Genomic DNA, 15,672 nt, shown 5'->3' on the forward strand with positions numbered 1-15,672 from the left:
CTGCCTAGAAAAGTTACCATAACGCTGACATTTACTAAAGCCTACTTTATAAATCACTGTTTTATAAGTTAATAACATCACTATCAAGCTGGCCATTGGGGTATAAATAAAAAACCCGATAACCCGGGCCTTTAGCTAAAGCGGCAACACCATCGACGCTAGGATCAAATTGTATTGATGTTGCTGGGCAAGTATACAAGGTTACCGGCGCCTTAACCTGTGTCAACTGAGCGGTTGCAGTATCGGCAGTTTTAACTGCTTGTTTACTTTGCTTAGTGAGTTGCATAGCACTATGAACATGCCCACAGGCAATCGCTTTAATATTGTCAAAATTATCAATAGCTTGCCAAAAAATCGTTTTGTTTTTCAAACCATGTTTATCAATAAAATAACCCACGTCTATGGGATGATGATGCATCATAACGAGCTGATGTTTATCTGCTTTGATAGCCTTTTGTAATTTCACTAAAGCTTGCTCAGCGACATAACCTGCAGGTGTTGCACTTTTACTATCAAGAAGTTGCACTTGCCAATGCGGGTGTTCAATGGTGATGTCTGCTGAAAACGGCGCACTCGATAAATACTTAGCTAATAGCTCTGGCTCATCGTGATTACCCGCCAGATAATATATAGGTACAGCGATACCACACTCATGAACGAGATCAACAAAATTTTGGTAGGACTGTTCGCTGTGATCTTGCGTCAAATCACCGGTAAAAATGATATAGTCTATTTGTCGGTTATGACAGATACTCAATAATACTTTTCTTAGGTTGGCCAGAACATTATGGCCATGGTGCAGACCATTGACTGATGAAAACAAATGACTATCACTTATTTGCGCCAAAACGATGGGTTTATTTTCGGGTGAGTGAGCTTCAGTCAAGTTCATAAGTTAACAGACCCTAATTTAAGAATGCAACTCAACATTCACTTGTCCTAAACGCAAACATAAATGTAACCACTCATTTAAAAACTGATTAGTTTGCTGCTTTTCATCTTGCTGGTGCATTTGACTATTGGGGTAATCGTAACGCGGTTTTACTTGCCTAATATCTTGCGTGGCAAGTACTTCCGCCATGCGAGCATCATGGTACAAACGAATAGTCATACGAGGGTGCAGTGCACTGGCAACAACACTGGCAATATTTTTAAGCCTATGGTGTAAGCTTTCCTGCTCAAAGCAAATGACTGAGGTATAAGGAGTGACCTCTGTTATTGTTACCTTATAGGAGAGCAAGTCACTGATAAAAAAATGACGCACGTCACCAAGCGCTGTCTTATCCGCTAATACTTTTAGTAATAACATGTAATTGTTGGCGCATAAGCTCATCAAGCTAACTAAGTTAGGTTGGTAATTTTTTCTAATCCCGTTAACCAAGGCTCGGTTAGGAAAAAAACTCATAGCTGCCTCTTAGCTACTAGCCATTAAAAATCGCTACCTTTAGTAGCTATAGCTTTTGTAGCAGTATTTTTAACAGAGAGTGATTGATAGTTCATTGCTAGCCATTGTAACCCGATAATAGTAGCGGCGTTAGTGATTTTACCCCGTGCTAATAAGTCTAGCGCCTTAGTGCGACTGACAAGGTGTAACAAGATATCTTCATTTTCTGCGTCTAAGCCATAAACTTGGCCATCATCGACTTTATTACTGTCAAAATGTGCCAAATAGAGATGAATACGTTCACTCATACCGCCAGGGCTAGAAAGGTATTGCATGATCGGTTGTAAGTTATCGGCACTAAGGCTGATATTAGCTTCCTCTTTAGCTTCTCGTATGGCGACTTCGATTGGACTTTCGTTTTCATCAAACATACCAGCAATAAACTCTAATAACCAAGGGCTATCTTCTCCCCTGATGGCGCCAGCACGAAATTGCTCTATTAACAGCAGCTTATCTTGCTTGACATCATAAGGCATAACAACGACAGCATCACCACGCTCAAAAACTTCCCGGGTAAATTTCTGACTTTGCTGCCCTGAAAAAAGTTTATGCTGCAGGGTATATTCATTCATTTTAAAAAAGCCCTGATACTTGGTTTCAACAGAGTGCACCAACACCTGCTCATTATCGAATTGCAGCATAGCTAAGGGTTTATCTTTATTAATTGTCATCCAATATCTCGTTCAAAAATAATTTGTTACACTAGTAAACAGTTATTTTATTTGGTTAATTTAAAAATCCATGTAGGATACTCTACCAACGAATAACCATAAATGAATAATAAGAGTAATACACCCAAGGAATTCCTTACTCATGAAAAAAACACTAAGCACCCTAATTATTGCGATAACCGCTGCTTTTAGCAGTACACATGCCCAAGCTGATGATTTACTGAGCGTTTATCACCAAGCTTTATTAAACGATCCTGTGGTACTTAAAGCACAAGCGCAGTTTATGATAGTAAAAGAAGATATTGAGCAAGCCCGCTCAGTATTATTACCACAAATTAATGCCTCTGGTGGAATTTCCATTAGTGAACGTGAATCACAGCAGTCTCAACTAGTGGGCTCTGATGTGATTGTCTATGATACTACCTCCAATACTGATGCAACCAGTTTTGGAGCCAATTTAAACATGCAACTTTATCAACACGATAGCTGGTTGCGTTTAGGTAGCGCAAAAAAAGCAGCCCATCAAAGTGATTTAACTTACCAAGTTGCCAAACAAGATTTAATTACTCGTGTAGCTAAAGCTTACTTCGACTTGTTAAGCACTAAAGATGATTTAGTCTTTGCCCGGGCTGAAAAAGATGCCATTGCCCGCCAACTTGAGCAAACAAAACAACGTTTTTCAGTAGGCCTAACGGCAATAACTGATGTTTATGAAGCACAAGCGCAATTTGATAGTGCTATTACCGAAGAAATTCGCGCAGAAAATGCCATTTTCCAAGCAGAAGAAGAGTTACGGGTAATTACCAATACATACCCGAGAAATATTAGCGTATTAAACACTGAACGTTTTAGCACTAGCACACCTATACCGAATAGTGCCGATGAATGGCAAGTTACCGCTGAAGCAAAAAATCTTGACTTAATTGCCGCGAGAGTCGGTATTGATCTTGCTAGGGACAGTATTAATATTGCTCGTGCGGGTCATTATCCAACCTTAAGTCTAAACGGTAACTGGGGCAGCGGTAAAAGCAAAACCAGCGTTGAGGCGCTAGGTTTCAATCAAGACTTTGATGAAACGCCCTATTTCGATAACTACTCGGTGGGTATTACCTTAAACGTGCCTATTTACTCGGGTGGCGCCATACAAAGCTCAGTGCGCCAAGCACAAAGTCGCTTTGTTCTTGCTAGCCAAGATTTATCTTTAATCCACCGCGGCGTTGTTCGCACCACACGTAATGCCTACAATACCGTTATTGCCGCTATTTCTGCGATAAAAGCCTTTGAACAATCGGTATTAAGTGCCCAAAAAGCACTGGAAGCGACTGAAGCAGGCTTTGAGGTTGGTACTCGTACCATAGTTGATGTCTTAGACAGTACCCGTAATTTATATAACGCTAAACGTAACTTATCGTCGACACGTTATGCCTATATTCAAAACGTTTTATTATTGAAACGGGCGGCTGGTACTATTACCGATGAAGATTTAACGGCTATTAACTCGGGTTTAATGCAAGTTAATTAGTCTCATGGTGCTTTAGTTTATGCAGCCATTAAAAAAGCCCTAAGCAATACCTTTGCTTAGGGCTTTTTTGTCTTTATTACTTTGCTAATGCCGAGTTGAGGTTACATCAGTGCTTTTAGGAATCTAGTCAGCTCTTTCGCTTCTCGTTCAACAGAATAATGTTCTTCAACACGTTGACGACCAGAAAGGCCCATTTTCGCCAGCTTAGTTTCATCACCCAGAAGCAAGGCCATTTTATCGGTCACTGCCGCCAAATCATTTACCGGTACCACATAACCATCAATTCCTTGACGAATAACTTCTGGCCATGCTCCTGCTTCACTGGCAAGTACAGCTGCGCTACTACTCATGGCTTCAAGAATAGTTAAACCAAAACCTTCACTTTCGCTCAGGGCAACCACAAGTGATAAGCTGCTAAATATTTTAGGGATATCAGTAAAGTCCTGCTCACCAACAAAAACTATCCGTTCAGACAAGCCAGCTTTAGCAATGCTATCACGTAGCTCTTGGGCATATTTTTCATGCTTGGCGGCAATACCACCAACAATAACCGCAGTGTAATCAGGATGGTCTTTTAATATTGCAATGCAGCTTTGCACAAAGAGGTGGACACCTTTTTGTTTTCTCACGCGTCCAAGAATCGCAATACCACGCTTACCTTTTCTTTGGTTGGGCGCTAATAAGTTAAGTGTTTGCCAAGCTTGTTGTTTATCTTTGCTCGCCACATAAGCATTAGTATTTACGCCATGATAAATGACGGCACTGGGCGGTTTTTCTAAATAGCTGGCTGAGGCTTTACACATGGCGATTACAGCATCCATACGTCTTGTTAACCAACAGGTAAAGCTAGCACGTTTTCGCTGAGCGGCAGAGCTGAAAACCAACTTTATTTTGGCTCTAAAAAGGTATTTCAACACGAGGCCTTGAATCATCTCATCAACCCGTCGGGCATGAAAAACACGAAACTTACCATTGGCTAAAGGACGTTGACACATTTTTACTACTTGCCAAAAACTAATGGCTAAACTGGCATCAGTTAAGTTGTTTCTTCCCATGACGCGTAATGGCATCATATCCTTTTGGTAGGCGACCACTTGCAACATAGTTGAAGTAATGCCGGAAAAATTCCGTTTTGAATTGCCAATAATAAGCTCAATTTCGCTATTGCTTACCTCTTGGTTAACCACTGTTGTCATCAAAAATCTCTAAATACCCATTATTAGTTTAATGGCGCCATTCTACGGTAAAACCCCACTTAAGTACCACTTAAGTACCGCTTAAGTACTAAATAACTTCATTGCCCTAGACAAACTAACTTGCGTATAATCAAACATAGTTAAAATAAAGATCAAAAGAGAAATACATTGAGCAAAAATAACGTGTTACAACCTAATTTTAAGTTATCTTTTTTATTACCAAAATACTGGTTAACTTGGCTAGCTGTTTTTATCCTTTACAGCATTTCTTGGCTACCGTTCAAATTACAACTAGCCATGGGGCGGGTTTTAGGTCGATTACTATTTAACATTGCCTCAAAAAGAAAACATGTTGCCCTGACTAATTTACGACTGTGTTTTCCTGAGAAAGACGAACAAGAACTACAGCGTATTTTAAAAAAGAACTTTGAAAATACTGGTATCGCCTTATTTGAAACGGGTATGGGCTGGTGGTGGCCAAATTGGCGCATAGCAAGAAAAGTAAAAGTCATTGGTGCCCACCATATAACCTCGGCACAAGCACAAGGTAATGGTGTACTTGTCTTAGGCATGCATAACTTAAGCTTAGAAATGTGTGCTCGAGGTGCAGGAATAGACAATCCTTTAGTGGTGTTTTATCGCCCCCATAACAACCCGTTAATGGAATTTTTTCAGCACAGAGGTAGAGCAAGATCCAATAAATACATGTTAGGCAAGCGCGATGTTAAAGGCTTACTACGCGCACTGAATAATAAAGAGGCTTGTGCCTACCTACCCGATCAAGACTACGGCCGTAATAAAAGCCTCTTTGTGCCATTTTTTGCGGTAAAAGAAACGGCAACCACAACCGGTACCCTTATTTTTGCCCGTAAAAGAAACACTAAAACCATGATGATGATTCCGCGAAGAAATGCCGATGATAGTGGCTACACCGTTGAGGTTTCACCGCTAGAAAACTTTCCAACAAAAAATGACCAACAAGACTTAATCACCATAAACCAAGCGCTAGAAAAAGCGATTATGGTTCAGCCCGAACAGTATCTATGGCTACATAGACGATTTAAGACCAGACCTAACCCAGAAGACGCCTCATTATATAACTAACTGTTTATTAACATTATTAATAAAATAACGCCCCTTCTTCAATGAATGCCTTAAGGGGAAATAGAGAGGACAGTTGTATAAACATTAAACTTTGCGTAAAGTAAGCTAACTTCACTATAATTAAAGTAATGAATACAAAGGTGTTGATTAACCGATGAACTTTTGGCTGCGAAACATTATCTTAGGACTTTTCCTGACCGTACTGGCTTGGGGCTTTTTTGCCAACCAAGACTTTTTGCTGTCCCTTGATGCCTCCTTAGGCAAGGGTGATGAAAGCACAATAACTGCCAGCGAATCGACTGTCGCCTCTGTGTCCCAAGAGCCCAAAAGTAGCTCGAAAAATTACCAGCAAGGCCGGACATCAACCAATGCTGCAGCGCTTGGATTATCTAAGTTTTATGCCAATTTATACGGCGATATGGATGGCAAAGGCCCTAAAATCCGCAATAATATTGTTTACCTACCCGAGCCAAAAGGTGACTTAACTAAATTATTGCAAGCGAGAGAAATGGTGGTACTGCCTTATAAAAAAAATTGGCAGGGTAGTATTGAATCTCGTCCCTTTAGACGCGGTGAAACCTTAAATCGAAAACTTGCCGAATATTCTGACAAAGATGGTATCGATTTAATTTGGTGGTTAAACCGAGATTATGTGGTAAAAGACCCCTTTAGAATTGAAAAGAACATCTTAACAACTACCTTTCAGATAGCTAAAGCCATTGAGGGCCACTTTGAATCAGGCCTTTCTATTTTCTTTTGTTATCGCCAACGCGCTATTGTCGTTATTGAAAGTGCGCCCCAGCCGTTTTTGGATGAGGAGTGTATTTTACTTGCCAGTGAAAATCCTTATTAATCCTTGTTATTCATTAATCAATTAAGCGTTTTTGCCAAATATCTACAATATCACCTTGCCCCACTAGGCTTTCCCGAGGAACTAATGGCTCGGCATTTTGCATCATCGCTTGATGCCCCAACGCTCTTAATTTTTGATACATATTACTCAGTTGCTGTTGTTCGGTTTTTGCCAACAAGCCTAATGTTAATAATATTTTAAATATGCCTAAATTATCACTAACAAGCATCAATTCACGATATTGCTTAGCGTAAGCAAGCACCAAAAACTGAGCAATAAACTCAATATCAACTAGGCCGCCCCTACCTTGCTTAATATCAAACTGCACTTCGGTCGATTTATCCAAATGGCTGCGCATTTTTTCTCGCATGGTAGTAATCTCGTTTTTGAGATCAGTAAATGCTCTTGGTTTTGATAAAACATCTTGTCGAATAGCGGTAAATTGTTGCTGAAGTGCATCATTACCAAAAATCATTCGCGCTCGTACTAGGGCTTGATGTTCCCAAGTCCAAGCATCTTCATCTTGATATTGGGCAAAGGTAGTTAGATGTACCACCAGCACTCCTGAATTACCCGACGGCCTTAAACGCATATCCAATTCATATAATATGCCGCTATTCATACGGGTATTAAATAGATGCATAATACGTTGTGCTAACTTCATATAAAACTGGCTTGCTGGCACAGATTTACTACCGTCTGCCCTGCCACTGGTGACTTCATCGGGGCTACTATGATGAACAAAAACTAAATCTAGGTCTGAACTATAACCGAGCTCTACCCCACCGGTTTTGCCATAAGCAATGACGCCAAAGCCTTTGCCCTTAGCACCATCTAAGCAGGTGGTCGGTACACCAAAGCGTTCACTGATCTGTTGCCAAGCAAGGTTTATCACCTCGGCTATAATGGCTTCGGCTAAAGCAGTTAAATGTTCACTAATTTGAGCCACAGGTAATACATCCGCAATTTCAGCCGCAGCAATACGTAATTGTTGTGATTGCTTAAATTGACGTAAAGATTCCATTTGCGCTTCAAGGTCTTCCTCTGGGATGCGTAGCATGCGTTCGCGCAACTCTACCGCATAAGCACCAAGTTGTGGCGGATTATGCAGTAACTCGGGATCAATAAGCTCATCAAGTAATATCGGGTATTTGGCAATATAATCAGTTACCCAACTACTTGCTTGGCATAAGTGCATCAGTTGTTTGAGAGCACCATCATTTTCAAAAAGTAATTCCAAATAAGCAGTACGTGTCACTATTTTACTAAAGACTTGCAATACTCGCGCTAATACCTGCTCTGCCTCGTTTTTCTTTTGCAGTCGACATAAAAGTAATGGGATTAACTTATCTAAAACCTGTCGGCCACGATTACCTAAACTGCGCTTACCGATATCCTCGCGAAAATGGTGTAATACTTGCCAAATTTTATCACTTTGCCACTCAAGACCTTCTTGATCCAACCAAGCAATAGACTCTTCATCACTCCAGCGGCTATGCCAAAGCGTCACCCAATGCTCATCGGGCGCTTGATGGTTAGGACTGTCAAAGCCAATAAGTTGCTCAAATTCTTGATGAACTCCCTCCATATGCTTAGCTAAGATGATTAAAAAATCAGGCCAATTATCAAGGCGAAGTACCGCTAATAACCGCTGTTGATCTAGTTCATTATCAGGTAAAGTTTGTGTTTGTTTATCGGCTATGGCTTGAATAATATTTTCTACTCGCCGTAAAAAACGATAAGCCTGTTCGAGTACTTGTTTACTGCTAGCATTTATTTCCCCTGACTGCACCAGTTTCGGTAGCACAATAAGCAAACTGCGTTGCTGTAATTCCTTTACTCTTCCGCCACGAATTAGTTGAAAAACTTGCACGATAAATTCAATTTCGCGAATGCCGCCCGCCCCTAATTTAATATTATTGATTAGCTGCTTGCGGCGAACTTCTTGGGCAATCATCATTTTCATCCGGCGCAAACTGTCTATAACACTAAAATCAATATAGCGACGATAAACAAAGGGCCTGAGCATGCTTGATAATTGTTGATGATATTTAGACTGACCAATAAGTCGGGCCTTTAACATGGCGTAACGCTCCCAATCACGCCCTTGCTCTTGGTAGTAATCTTCCATAGCGTTAAACGTCAATACCAGCGGGCCACTATCACCAAAAGGGCGTAAGCGCATGTCCACGCGGTAGACAAAACCATCACAAGTGATCTGATGTAATGAAGCAATGAGCTTTTGCGCTAAGCGAGTGAAAAATTGCTGGTTATCGATACTGCGACGACAACCTTGAGTGACACCACATTCAGGATAAGTAAAAATAAGGTCGATATCAGAGGAGAAATTTAGCTCTTTGCCGCCAAGTTTACCCATACCATAAACCAGTAAAATCTGCTGTTCGCCCTGCTCATTAGTAGGCTTGCCCCACTTTTGCTGACAAAAATTACTAAGCCAAGCTAAGCTCGCTAAGATAAGTTCGTCGGCTAGCGATGACAGTCTCGCTAACGAGGTATCTAAACTAATATTAAAAACCAAATCATCGAGGGCTATCTTGACCATTTGCTGTAAACGAAAGCGTCTCAGTATTCGGTGTAATTGAGCCTCATCAATACAATCGGCTAATTGTTCAAGCAAAAGGTTTTTATAGTCAGGTAGTCTTTCTTTACTGGCTGATTTAAACAACTCAATAACAAGCTCAGGGGCTTGTAAAGCACTGGTAAAAATATAGTCACTTAAGGTTATCGCTTGTTTAAAAGCACTAAGTTGCTCTGTGCTTAACTCGTCACATACTTTACTGTGTTGTTCAATAAAATTTTGCCAACTTGTTGTTTGTTGTTGCATTAACAGAGCAGAAAAGGATAAGATCACAAGAATTCCTATATATTAAGCAGCGTTGCCTATAGACATAATATGTCGTTAATGGTATTAATTGACACTTGCCTATGATTTGTCGCTAATATTAATTAACTATTTCGATAACATAGCATTTTTGAGGAGATGATGGCAGAAATGCACTTACTAAAAACACCTTTTTTATTGCTCTTGATCATAATTACCAGCCTTAGCCTTTTGGGTTGTGGCGATCCTGTGAAAGCGCAAATTGAACAACAACTACCTATCACCGAACAAAGAGTATCTCAATTAGGTGATGCCTTAAGTAATGGTCATATTCGCAATGCCAACTTAATTAATCAATATGCTGATAAAGTCATGGTTAATAAAGCCAGTTTAGCGCCCTTGATTAACGAGTTTCGTAAAGATGCTTCAATCGACGGCCCTATGTATAAGGCGCTTTTAGATAGAGTGAATACAGCTAAGACGCAACCACAAATGTTTGACTCTTCTCAAGCGCTTTATAATGAATTGCTTAATATTTACCAAGCAGCAGATCCTGTGCTCTACTCTGACGCCCTCAGTGATCCGCTCAATGTTTTAGCCGATATGTCAGATGGCCAATTACCCCGCATTAATTCGCTATCAAAAGCACAAAGCCAACGCGCCAATAATGCCCAAGATTTTGGCACTGGCGAGCAATTAATTGGTAACCCTAGTTACGGCAATTGGCAAACCGGCAGTAATGGTATGTCCTTTTGGGCTTGGTATGGCATGTATTCAATGGTCGGCAATTTATTTGGCGGCCGCACTTATTATAACGATTGGGGTAGAAATCGTAATTATAGTTATTACAATGACTATGGTAGAACACGCTACAGCTCACCTGGGCAATTAAAAAAACAAACGGCACTCGATACTCGCACGAAGAAATCTTTTAGTCGTCGCGGACAAAAATTCACCAGCCCTTACAGTAAGAACCGTGTTGGCTCTTCTAGTTTATCAAGCCAGAGTAAAACCGCCCAAAACAGTGCCAACCGCTTTCGTACTAATGCGGTTAAGAAAAGTAGTTATGCCAGTAAGTCGAGCAGGAAAAACTCAAGTTTTAGAAATTCAAGCACCAACACCTCACGCGGCTTTAGACGCGGGAAATAGTGAATAAGTCATGAATCAAAAAAGAATAGGAACAGCAAAATTATGAACACATTCATCGATCTCGTTGGTGTTAGCTTAAATAATATCAGCCCAGACTTACTTATTTATTTAGCCATCGACGTTTCCATTGCCATCTTGTTATTAGGCGCTATGCGCTTCCTTTTAGGCATTAGCGCGAAAGTAAATAGCACCAAAGAATTAGCCAAAGAAGACAATTTCGCCTTTGGTGTCAGTGTTGCGGGTAGTGTATTAGCGCTTGGTATTGTCCTTACTGGAGCTATTACCGGCGAAGCGGCAAGTAGCTATGCTATGGAAGCCATCGGCATGTTGGCATACGGCGGCTATGGCTTAATACTGATAAAAGTGGGCCGTATTATCCATGATAAAGTGGCGTTACAACATATAGATAAAAATGCCTTAATTCTTGAAAAGAACCTCAGCATTGGCATTATTGACGCCGCTGGCGCCATCGCTACCGCCATCATTATTCGCGCGGTCTTACTCTGGGTTGATGGCTTAGACCTAAGCACTTTTATTGCCATTACCAGCGGTTTTATTGTTGCTCAAACCATGTTAGTTATGGTCACCCGACTTAGGGAGAAGCAATACGCGAAAAACAACCAAGAAGATTGTTTACAAGAAGCCTTAAGTAATGGTCAGGTTGCCCTAGCAATTCGTTATAGTGGCCAAGTGATCAGCACAGCATTGGCGGTAACCGCGGCCAGTCATTTCCTTATCTATAGCCCAGAGACCTTAGTGGTTAATTTACTTGGTTGGTTAGTATTTGGCGTAGTAATGACCCTGCTGGTGGCACTACTTACCGCTATAGCTAAACGTATTGTCCTTTGGGGTATTGATTTAGTTGAAGAAGTTGATCAACAACATAATATCGGTGTTGCCAGCATTGAGATGGCAACCAGTATTTCTATTGCCTTAATATTGACAGCATTAATGGCATAACGAACCAAAAAATACCGCCAGCTTTACTACGCAGAGTTGGCGGTAACAATTAACACTACGCACATCACACCTTAATTAATTCCTTCCTTAAGAATAACTAATACTAACCACTATGTCACAAAGCTCTTTACCTCAAAACTCTTTACCTCAAGGAAAGTCCCACCTGCTCGATGATATTTTATTAATATTAACCATGGCGGTGTTAGCGGGTTGTGGCCTTATTTATGAGTATTTACTTTCTCATTACGCTGGTCGAGTGCTAGGCGTTATGGAAAGCACTATCTATACCATGATCGGCTTAATGATCGTTTCTATGGGGCTTGGTGCCTTTGCGGCACGTAAAGTCCGCTGTGCTTTTAATGGCTTTGTCTGGCTTGAACTCATTATTGCCTTACTAGGCAGTTGCGCTATTTTAGTCATTGGCGGCTTAATTGCTATTACGCAAATATTTCCAGAGCTTATTGCCGACATGTTATCCCTGCCACCCGATATGAAACCCCAAGGTGGCATTTTTAAACAATTGAGTTGGCTTGCCTTTAATAGTCCTTATTTCTTCGGCATGCTACTGGGCTTTTTTATTGGTATGGAGATCCCCCTGATTGCTCGTATTCGTGAGCAGATTCATCAGCAACATCTGGCCAATAACCTAGGCACAATTTATGGCGCAGATTACATCGGCGCCGGTATTGGCGCCGCTATCTGGGTGATATTTTTACTGAGTATTGATATCAGTAAGGCCGCAGCAATAACCGCTAGCTTAAACCTTATTGCCGGTGGTTTTTTTATTCTGCGCTATTGGCGGCGATTGCATTGGCGTAAAACCTTTGTGGCTTTACATTGCCTATTGGCTTTGGTGATTATTTTAATGTTTAACTATGGTAATCAATGGCTCAACCAAATGAATAGTTTGCTCTACCTGGATAAGGTAGTGCATACCGATAAAACTCGCTTCCAACAGTTAACCTTTACTGAGCGCCATATGGGGCTTGAGCAAGATAATATTATCAATTTTTACCTAAATGGCCGCTTACAGTTTTCTTCAATTGATGAACATATCTATCATGATTATCTTGTTGCGCCAGTGATGGCGGCGTCAGCACGACAAGAAAATATTCTTATCATAGGTGGCGGTGACGGTTTAGCCTTAAGAGATGTGTTAAAATACCAACCAAAATCAGTGACCTTAATCGATTTAGACAGTGAGCTAATTGATATTTTCCAACAGCCAGAGCAGCATGTAAATCCACGTTTAGCTCGGCAAATATTGCAGTTAAACCAAAAAAGTTTACAAGATAAACGTGTCACTATTTATCGCGCTGATGCTTTTATTGCTATCAATAAATTAATAAAAGACCGGCAGGTCTTTGATGCCATCATTGTTGATTTACCCGACCCAAGCCACCCAGATCTAAATAAACTCTATTCGGTTAATTTCTACGCTCGGCTTAATTTATTGCTGGCTGGCGATGGTTTAATCGCTATCCAATCAACCAGCCCCTATCATGCTAAAGACTCTTTCATTGCTATTGGTAAGACAGTGGCAGCAGCTAAGTTTGCCCATGTTGAGCAATATCATGACAATGTGCCCAGCTTTGGTGAATGGGGGTGGACCATAGCCGCAAAAAATGGTGCTAGCCCATTAACCAGATTAAACAAACTAAACCAGCTACCCATTAGCCATCAATGGTTAAATTTAGCTATATTAAAAGCGGCTTTTATTTTCCCTAATAATTTCTACCAAAACAAAGCAGATATTGGTATTAATATATTGGGTAGCCATACCATTTATCAGTTACATCAAAAGGCTTGGCAAGATCAACAAGGCTTAAATTAACCTTTAAAGCCAGATAATGACTAACGAATAATACCAAACAGTAACAATTACTTTATAAAACACCTTGACATAATATGTCAAGGTGTTAAATTTAACTCAGACGACATAATATGTCATCTGGCTTTTTCACTAAAGAAGGAAGGATAGGAAATACATGAATATTCATACTATAGCCGATCACTTAAACAGCTTGGCAGATAATTCAGATACCGGCATGAGCTTTGATTGCCAACCCATATCTGGCGAAGTAGATGTTCTGCAAATTAGTATCTTAGGCCGAGAGGAATTACCCATTTTTGTTTCGGTAACCGAAGATCAAATTATTTGCATTAGTTACTTATGGGGCCTTGATGAAGTTAAACCTGAATGTGTTAATGCTATGCATGAGAGCATGTTAGAAATGAATATCCCTATGCCCTTGTCATCATTTTCAAAAATTGGTGATAAATATGTAGTTTTTGGTGCTTTATCTATCAAGTCAAATTTTATTGATGTTGAACATGAGTTAGCGGTATTAAGCAATAATGCCGTAGAAGTTATTGATGATATGAGTGAATACTTGCTTTAGTTAAAAGCAAAACAAATCACCTTTAATCATTCCCCCCTAGTTAGGAGTTAATAATGAGTATATTTAAAAAAATTATGACCGCAATTCGCGGCGGTGCATCAGAAGCCGGTGAAGCAATTATCGATGCCAATGCAACCCGTATATTTGAACAAGAAATACGTGATGCCGAAAATCACCTTACCAAAGCAAAACGTGACCTAACCGGTGTTATGGCTGAACAAATGTCCGCAAAACGTGAAGTAGACCGCTTAAGCCGTGAAGTGACTGAACATGAAGGTTATGTAGCACAAGCTCTTGACAAAGGTGATGAGACTTTAGCCCTAGCGGTGGCAGAAAAAATCGCTAACTTAGAAACTACTTTAGCTGATCAACAACAAGCCCACGATAGCTTTAGTGGTAGTGCTGATCGCTTGAAAGACTTAGTTAAGAAAAGTGAACGCCAAGTTGCTGAACATAAACGCCAACTTTCTATGGTAAAAACCACGGAAAGTGTACAAAAAGCGACCGCAGCCATTACCGATAACTTTTCATCAAGCAATTCCAAGTTATTAAGTGCTAAAGATTCTCTAGAGCGCATTAAAGCGAAGCAACAAAAATTCGATGATAGAATGAAGGCTGCTGAACTACTAGAATCTGAAGACTCGGATAGTTCGTTACAAGCACAATTAAAAGCTGCTGGCATTGGTGCACAAGATAAAAGTGCTAATTCTGTCTTAGAACGTTTGAAAGCTAAGCAAAAATAATGTTAGCGTTAGTCCGCTAATAAGTATTAACGGACTAACGCTTTGACATAATAAACAATACTCCAATGGGCATTATTATTTATCGCTACTTAATCCAGCTATAGATGAGTGCCCATTCTACGTTAGGTCATCAAATGAATTTTTTAAAAAAAATATTTAATAAATCAAACAATGAACCGAGAAAGCTAACACAAGTTAATCAGTTACTTGTTGGTGATATTATTGCTTTAACGGACAGCTTTGCTTTACCCGAATCATTACGTGGGCAAGAGTTGCAAGTAAAAGCCGTTAATAGCTATGAGTTTGAAGACAAGGTACAAACTGAATGGGCTTTGATTGGTACTAATGATCTAGAGATATTTTTATCGCTAGAGCTTGATGATATTACCACGCTTAAATTATCACTAAAGATTCATCATGATGATATCGAAACTCTCTTTGATTTAGAGCATTTTGCGCAAATTTTTGATGAACCTGGGCAAGCTATTTTAGATAAAAAAGCCGATAACGAACTCACCGCAATGTGGAGTAGTGAACAATATCAACAAAGTGTTTTTGCCAAAGTTGGTTATTTTCATCGCAAAGATCATCGCAGTGAAGACTTGTCAGCCTATGAAGGCAAAGACAGCGGTGAGCAATTCGAGTTGTATAGCCTCTATAATGAAGATCAAAGCAAAGGTGTTGATGTTGAAGTCTGGCAAGATGGTGATACCGAAGTGTGCTTAACTTTATTTAGACCGCTCAGTGATATAGTGGATATGTACCCGGCAAGTTAAGCGGAAAGTT

At 40.2% G+C, this 15,672-nt stretch carries 14 protein-coding genes; 9 read left to right on the forward strand and 5 right to left on the reverse strand.

Annotated elements, in window-relative coordinates:
* Nucleotides 1-61 precede the first annotated feature (61 nt).
* From ASU03_RS14210 to ASU03_RS14220, 3 genes are read right to left on the reverse strand one after another with little or no spacing between them, the layout of a single operon-like run.
* Nucleotides 62-892, reverse strand: a complete 831-nt coding sequence (locus ASU03_RS14210; protein ID WP_057832459.1) for a metallophosphoesterase — start codon at nucleotides 890-892, stop codon at nucleotides 62-64.
* An 18-nt stretch (nucleotides 893-910) separates the two neighbouring features.
* Nucleotides 911-1,405 carry a DUF1249 domain-containing protein gene (locus ASU03_RS14215; protein ID WP_057832460.1) on the reverse strand — a complete coding sequence of 165 codons (495 nt, stop codon included), beginning with the start codon at nucleotides 1,403-1,405 and terminating at the stop codon, nucleotides 911-913.
* Nucleotides 1,406-1,428: 23 nt separating this feature from the next.
* Nucleotides 1,429-2,115 carry an NUDIX domain-containing protein gene (locus ASU03_RS14220; RefSeq protein WP_082627290.1) on the reverse strand — a complete coding sequence of 229 codons (687 nt, stop codon included), beginning with the start codon at nucleotides 2,113-2,115 and terminating at the stop codon, nucleotides 1,429-1,431.
* Nucleotides 2,116-2,257: 142 nt separating this feature from the next.
* Between ASU03_RS14220 and tolC the strand changes: the two genes are divergently transcribed.
* Complete coding sequence (gene tolC / locus ASU03_RS14225) at nucleotides 2,258-3,637, forward strand: outer membrane channel protein TolC (RefSeq protein WP_057832461.1); 1,380 nt, start codon at nucleotides 2,258-2,260, stop codon at nucleotides 3,635-3,637.
* 101 nt (nucleotides 3,638-3,738) lie between these two features.
* On the opposite strand, the gene ASU03_RS14230 is transcribed toward tolC, so the two are convergent.
* Nucleotides 3,739-4,833 carry a glycosyltransferase family 4 protein gene (locus tag ASU03_RS14230; RefSeq protein WP_057832462.1) on the reverse strand — a complete coding sequence of 365 codons (1,095 nt, stop codon included), beginning with the start codon at nucleotides 4,831-4,833 and terminating at the stop codon, nucleotides 3,739-3,741.
* A gap of 168 nt (nucleotides 4,834-5,001) precedes the next feature.
* On the opposite strand from ASU03_RS14230, the gene lpxL reads away from it, so the two are divergent.
* Nucleotides 5,002-5,937 (forward strand): LpxL/LpxP family Kdo(2)-lipid IV(A) lauroyl/palmitoleoyl acyltransferase, encoded by a 936-nt coding sequence (gene lpxL, locus ASU03_RS14235; protein WP_057832463.1) that lies wholly within the window; start codon nucleotides 5,002-5,004, stop codon nucleotides 5,935-5,937.
* Between the two features lie 154 nt (nucleotides 5,938-6,091).
* Nucleotides 6,092-6,790, forward strand: coding sequence for a TcpQ domain-containing protein (locus ASU03_RS14240; RefSeq protein WP_057832464.1), 699 nt, complete (start codon nucleotides 6,092-6,094; stop codon nucleotides 6,788-6,790).
* Nucleotides 6,791-6,803: 13 nt separating this feature from the next.
* Here ASU03_RS14240 and glnE read toward each other — a convergent pair whose 3' ends face one another.
* Nucleotides 6,804-9,662: a bifunctional [glutamate--ammonia ligase]-adenylyl-L-tyrosine phosphorylase/[glutamate--ammonia-ligase] adenylyltransferase gene (gene glnE, locus ASU03_RS14245; protein WP_057832465.1), complete on the reverse strand. Its 2,859-nt coding sequence runs from the start codon at nucleotides 9,660-9,662 to the stop codon at nucleotides 6,804-6,806.
* Between the two features lie 141 nt (nucleotides 9,663-9,803).
* On the opposite strand from glnE, the gene ASU03_RS14250 reads away from it, so the two are divergent.
* The 6 genes from ASU03_RS14250 (at nucleotide 9,804) to ASU03_RS14275 (ending at nucleotide 15,662) form a co-directional block, all read left to right on the forward strand.
* The gene (locus ASU03_RS14250) at nucleotides 9,804-10,781 is read left to right on the forward strand and encodes a hypothetical protein (RefSeq protein WP_057832949.1); all 978 of its coding nucleotides are present in this window, start codon (nucleotides 9,804-9,806) and stop codon (nucleotides 10,779-10,781) included.
* A 42-nt stretch (nucleotides 10,782-10,823) separates the two neighbouring features.
* Entirely contained in the window at nucleotides 10,824-11,741 is a 918-nt protein-coding gene (locus ASU03_RS14255) for a DUF350 domain-containing protein (protein ID WP_057832466.1), read from the forward strand.
* Between the two features lie 112 nt (nucleotides 11,742-11,853).
* Entirely contained in the window at nucleotides 11,854-13,575 is a 1,722-nt protein-coding gene (locus tag ASU03_RS14260; RefSeq protein ID WP_057832467.1) for a polyamine aminopropyltransferase, read from the forward strand.
* 154 nt (nucleotides 13,576-13,729) lie between these two features.
* Entirely contained in the window at nucleotides 13,730-14,143 is a 414-nt protein-coding gene (locus ASU03_RS14265) for a YjfI family protein (protein ID WP_057832468.1), read from the forward strand.
* A gap of 53 nt (nucleotides 14,144-14,196) precedes the next feature.
* Nucleotides 14,197-14,886 (forward strand): PspA/IM30 family protein, encoded by a 690-nt coding sequence (locus tag ASU03_RS14270; RefSeq protein ID WP_057832469.1) that lies wholly within the window; start codon nucleotides 14,197-14,199, stop codon nucleotides 14,884-14,886.
* A 134-nt stretch (nucleotides 14,887-15,020) separates the two neighbouring features.
* Entirely contained in the window at nucleotides 15,021-15,662 is a 642-nt protein-coding gene (locus ASU03_RS14275; RefSeq protein ID WP_057832950.1) for a hypothetical protein, read from the forward strand.
* The last annotated feature ends 10 nt before the right edge of the window (nucleotides 15,663-15,672 follow it).

Origin of the sequence: Colwellia sp. TT2012, from assembly GCF_001440345.1 — a bacterium.
Lineage (GTDB): Bacteria > Pseudomonadota > Gammaproteobacteria > Enterobacterales > Alteromonadaceae > Colwellia.

Excerpts from the sequence above, each read along its gene's own strand:
- ASU03_RS14210 (WP_057832459.1), bottom strand. The coding sequence starts at position 892 with ATGAACTTGACTGAAGCTCACTCACCCGAAAATAAACCCATCGTTTTG.
- ASU03_RS14250 (WP_057832949.1), top strand. The coding sequence starts at position 9,804 with ATGCACTTACTAAAAACACCTTTTTTATTGCTCTTGATCATAATTACC.
- ASU03_RS14275 (WP_057832950.1), top strand. The coding sequence starts at position 15,021 with ATGAATTTTTTAAAAAAAATATTTAATAAATCAAACAATGAACCGAGA.
- ASU03_RS14215 (WP_057832460.1), bottom strand. The coding sequence starts at position 1,405 with ATGAGTTTTTTTCCTAACCGAGCCTTGGTTAACGGGATTAGAAAAAAT.
- ASU03_RS14255 (WP_057832466.1), top strand. The coding sequence starts at position 10,824 with ATGAACACATTCATCGATCTCGTTGGTGTTAGCTTAAATAATATCAGC.
- ASU03_RS14270 (WP_057832469.1), top strand. The coding sequence starts at position 14,197 with ATGAGTATATTTAAAAAAATTATGACCGCAATTCGCGGCGGTGCATCA.
- tolC (WP_057832461.1), top strand. The coding sequence starts at position 2,258 with ATGAAAAAAACACTAAGCACCCTAATTATTGCGATAACCGCTGCTTTT.
- ASU03_RS14265 (WP_057832468.1), top strand. The coding sequence starts at position 13,730 with ATGAATATTCATACTATAGCCGATCACTTAAACAGCTTGGCAGATAAT.
- ASU03_RS14260 (WP_057832467.1), top strand. The coding sequence starts at position 11,854 with ATGTCACAAAGCTCTTTACCTCAAAACTCTTTACCTCAAGGAAAGTCC.
- ASU03_RS14220 (WP_082627290.1), bottom strand. The coding sequence starts at position 2,115 with ATGACAATTAATAAAGATAAACCCTTAGCTATGCTGCAATTCGATAAT.
- ASU03_RS14230 (WP_057832462.1), bottom strand. The coding sequence starts at position 4,833 with ATGACAACAGTGGTTAACCAAGAGGTAAGCAATAGCGAAATTGAGCTT.
- ASU03_RS14240 (WP_057832464.1), top strand. The coding sequence starts at position 6,092 with ATGAACTTTTGGCTGCGAAACATTATCTTAGGACTTTTCCTGACCGTA.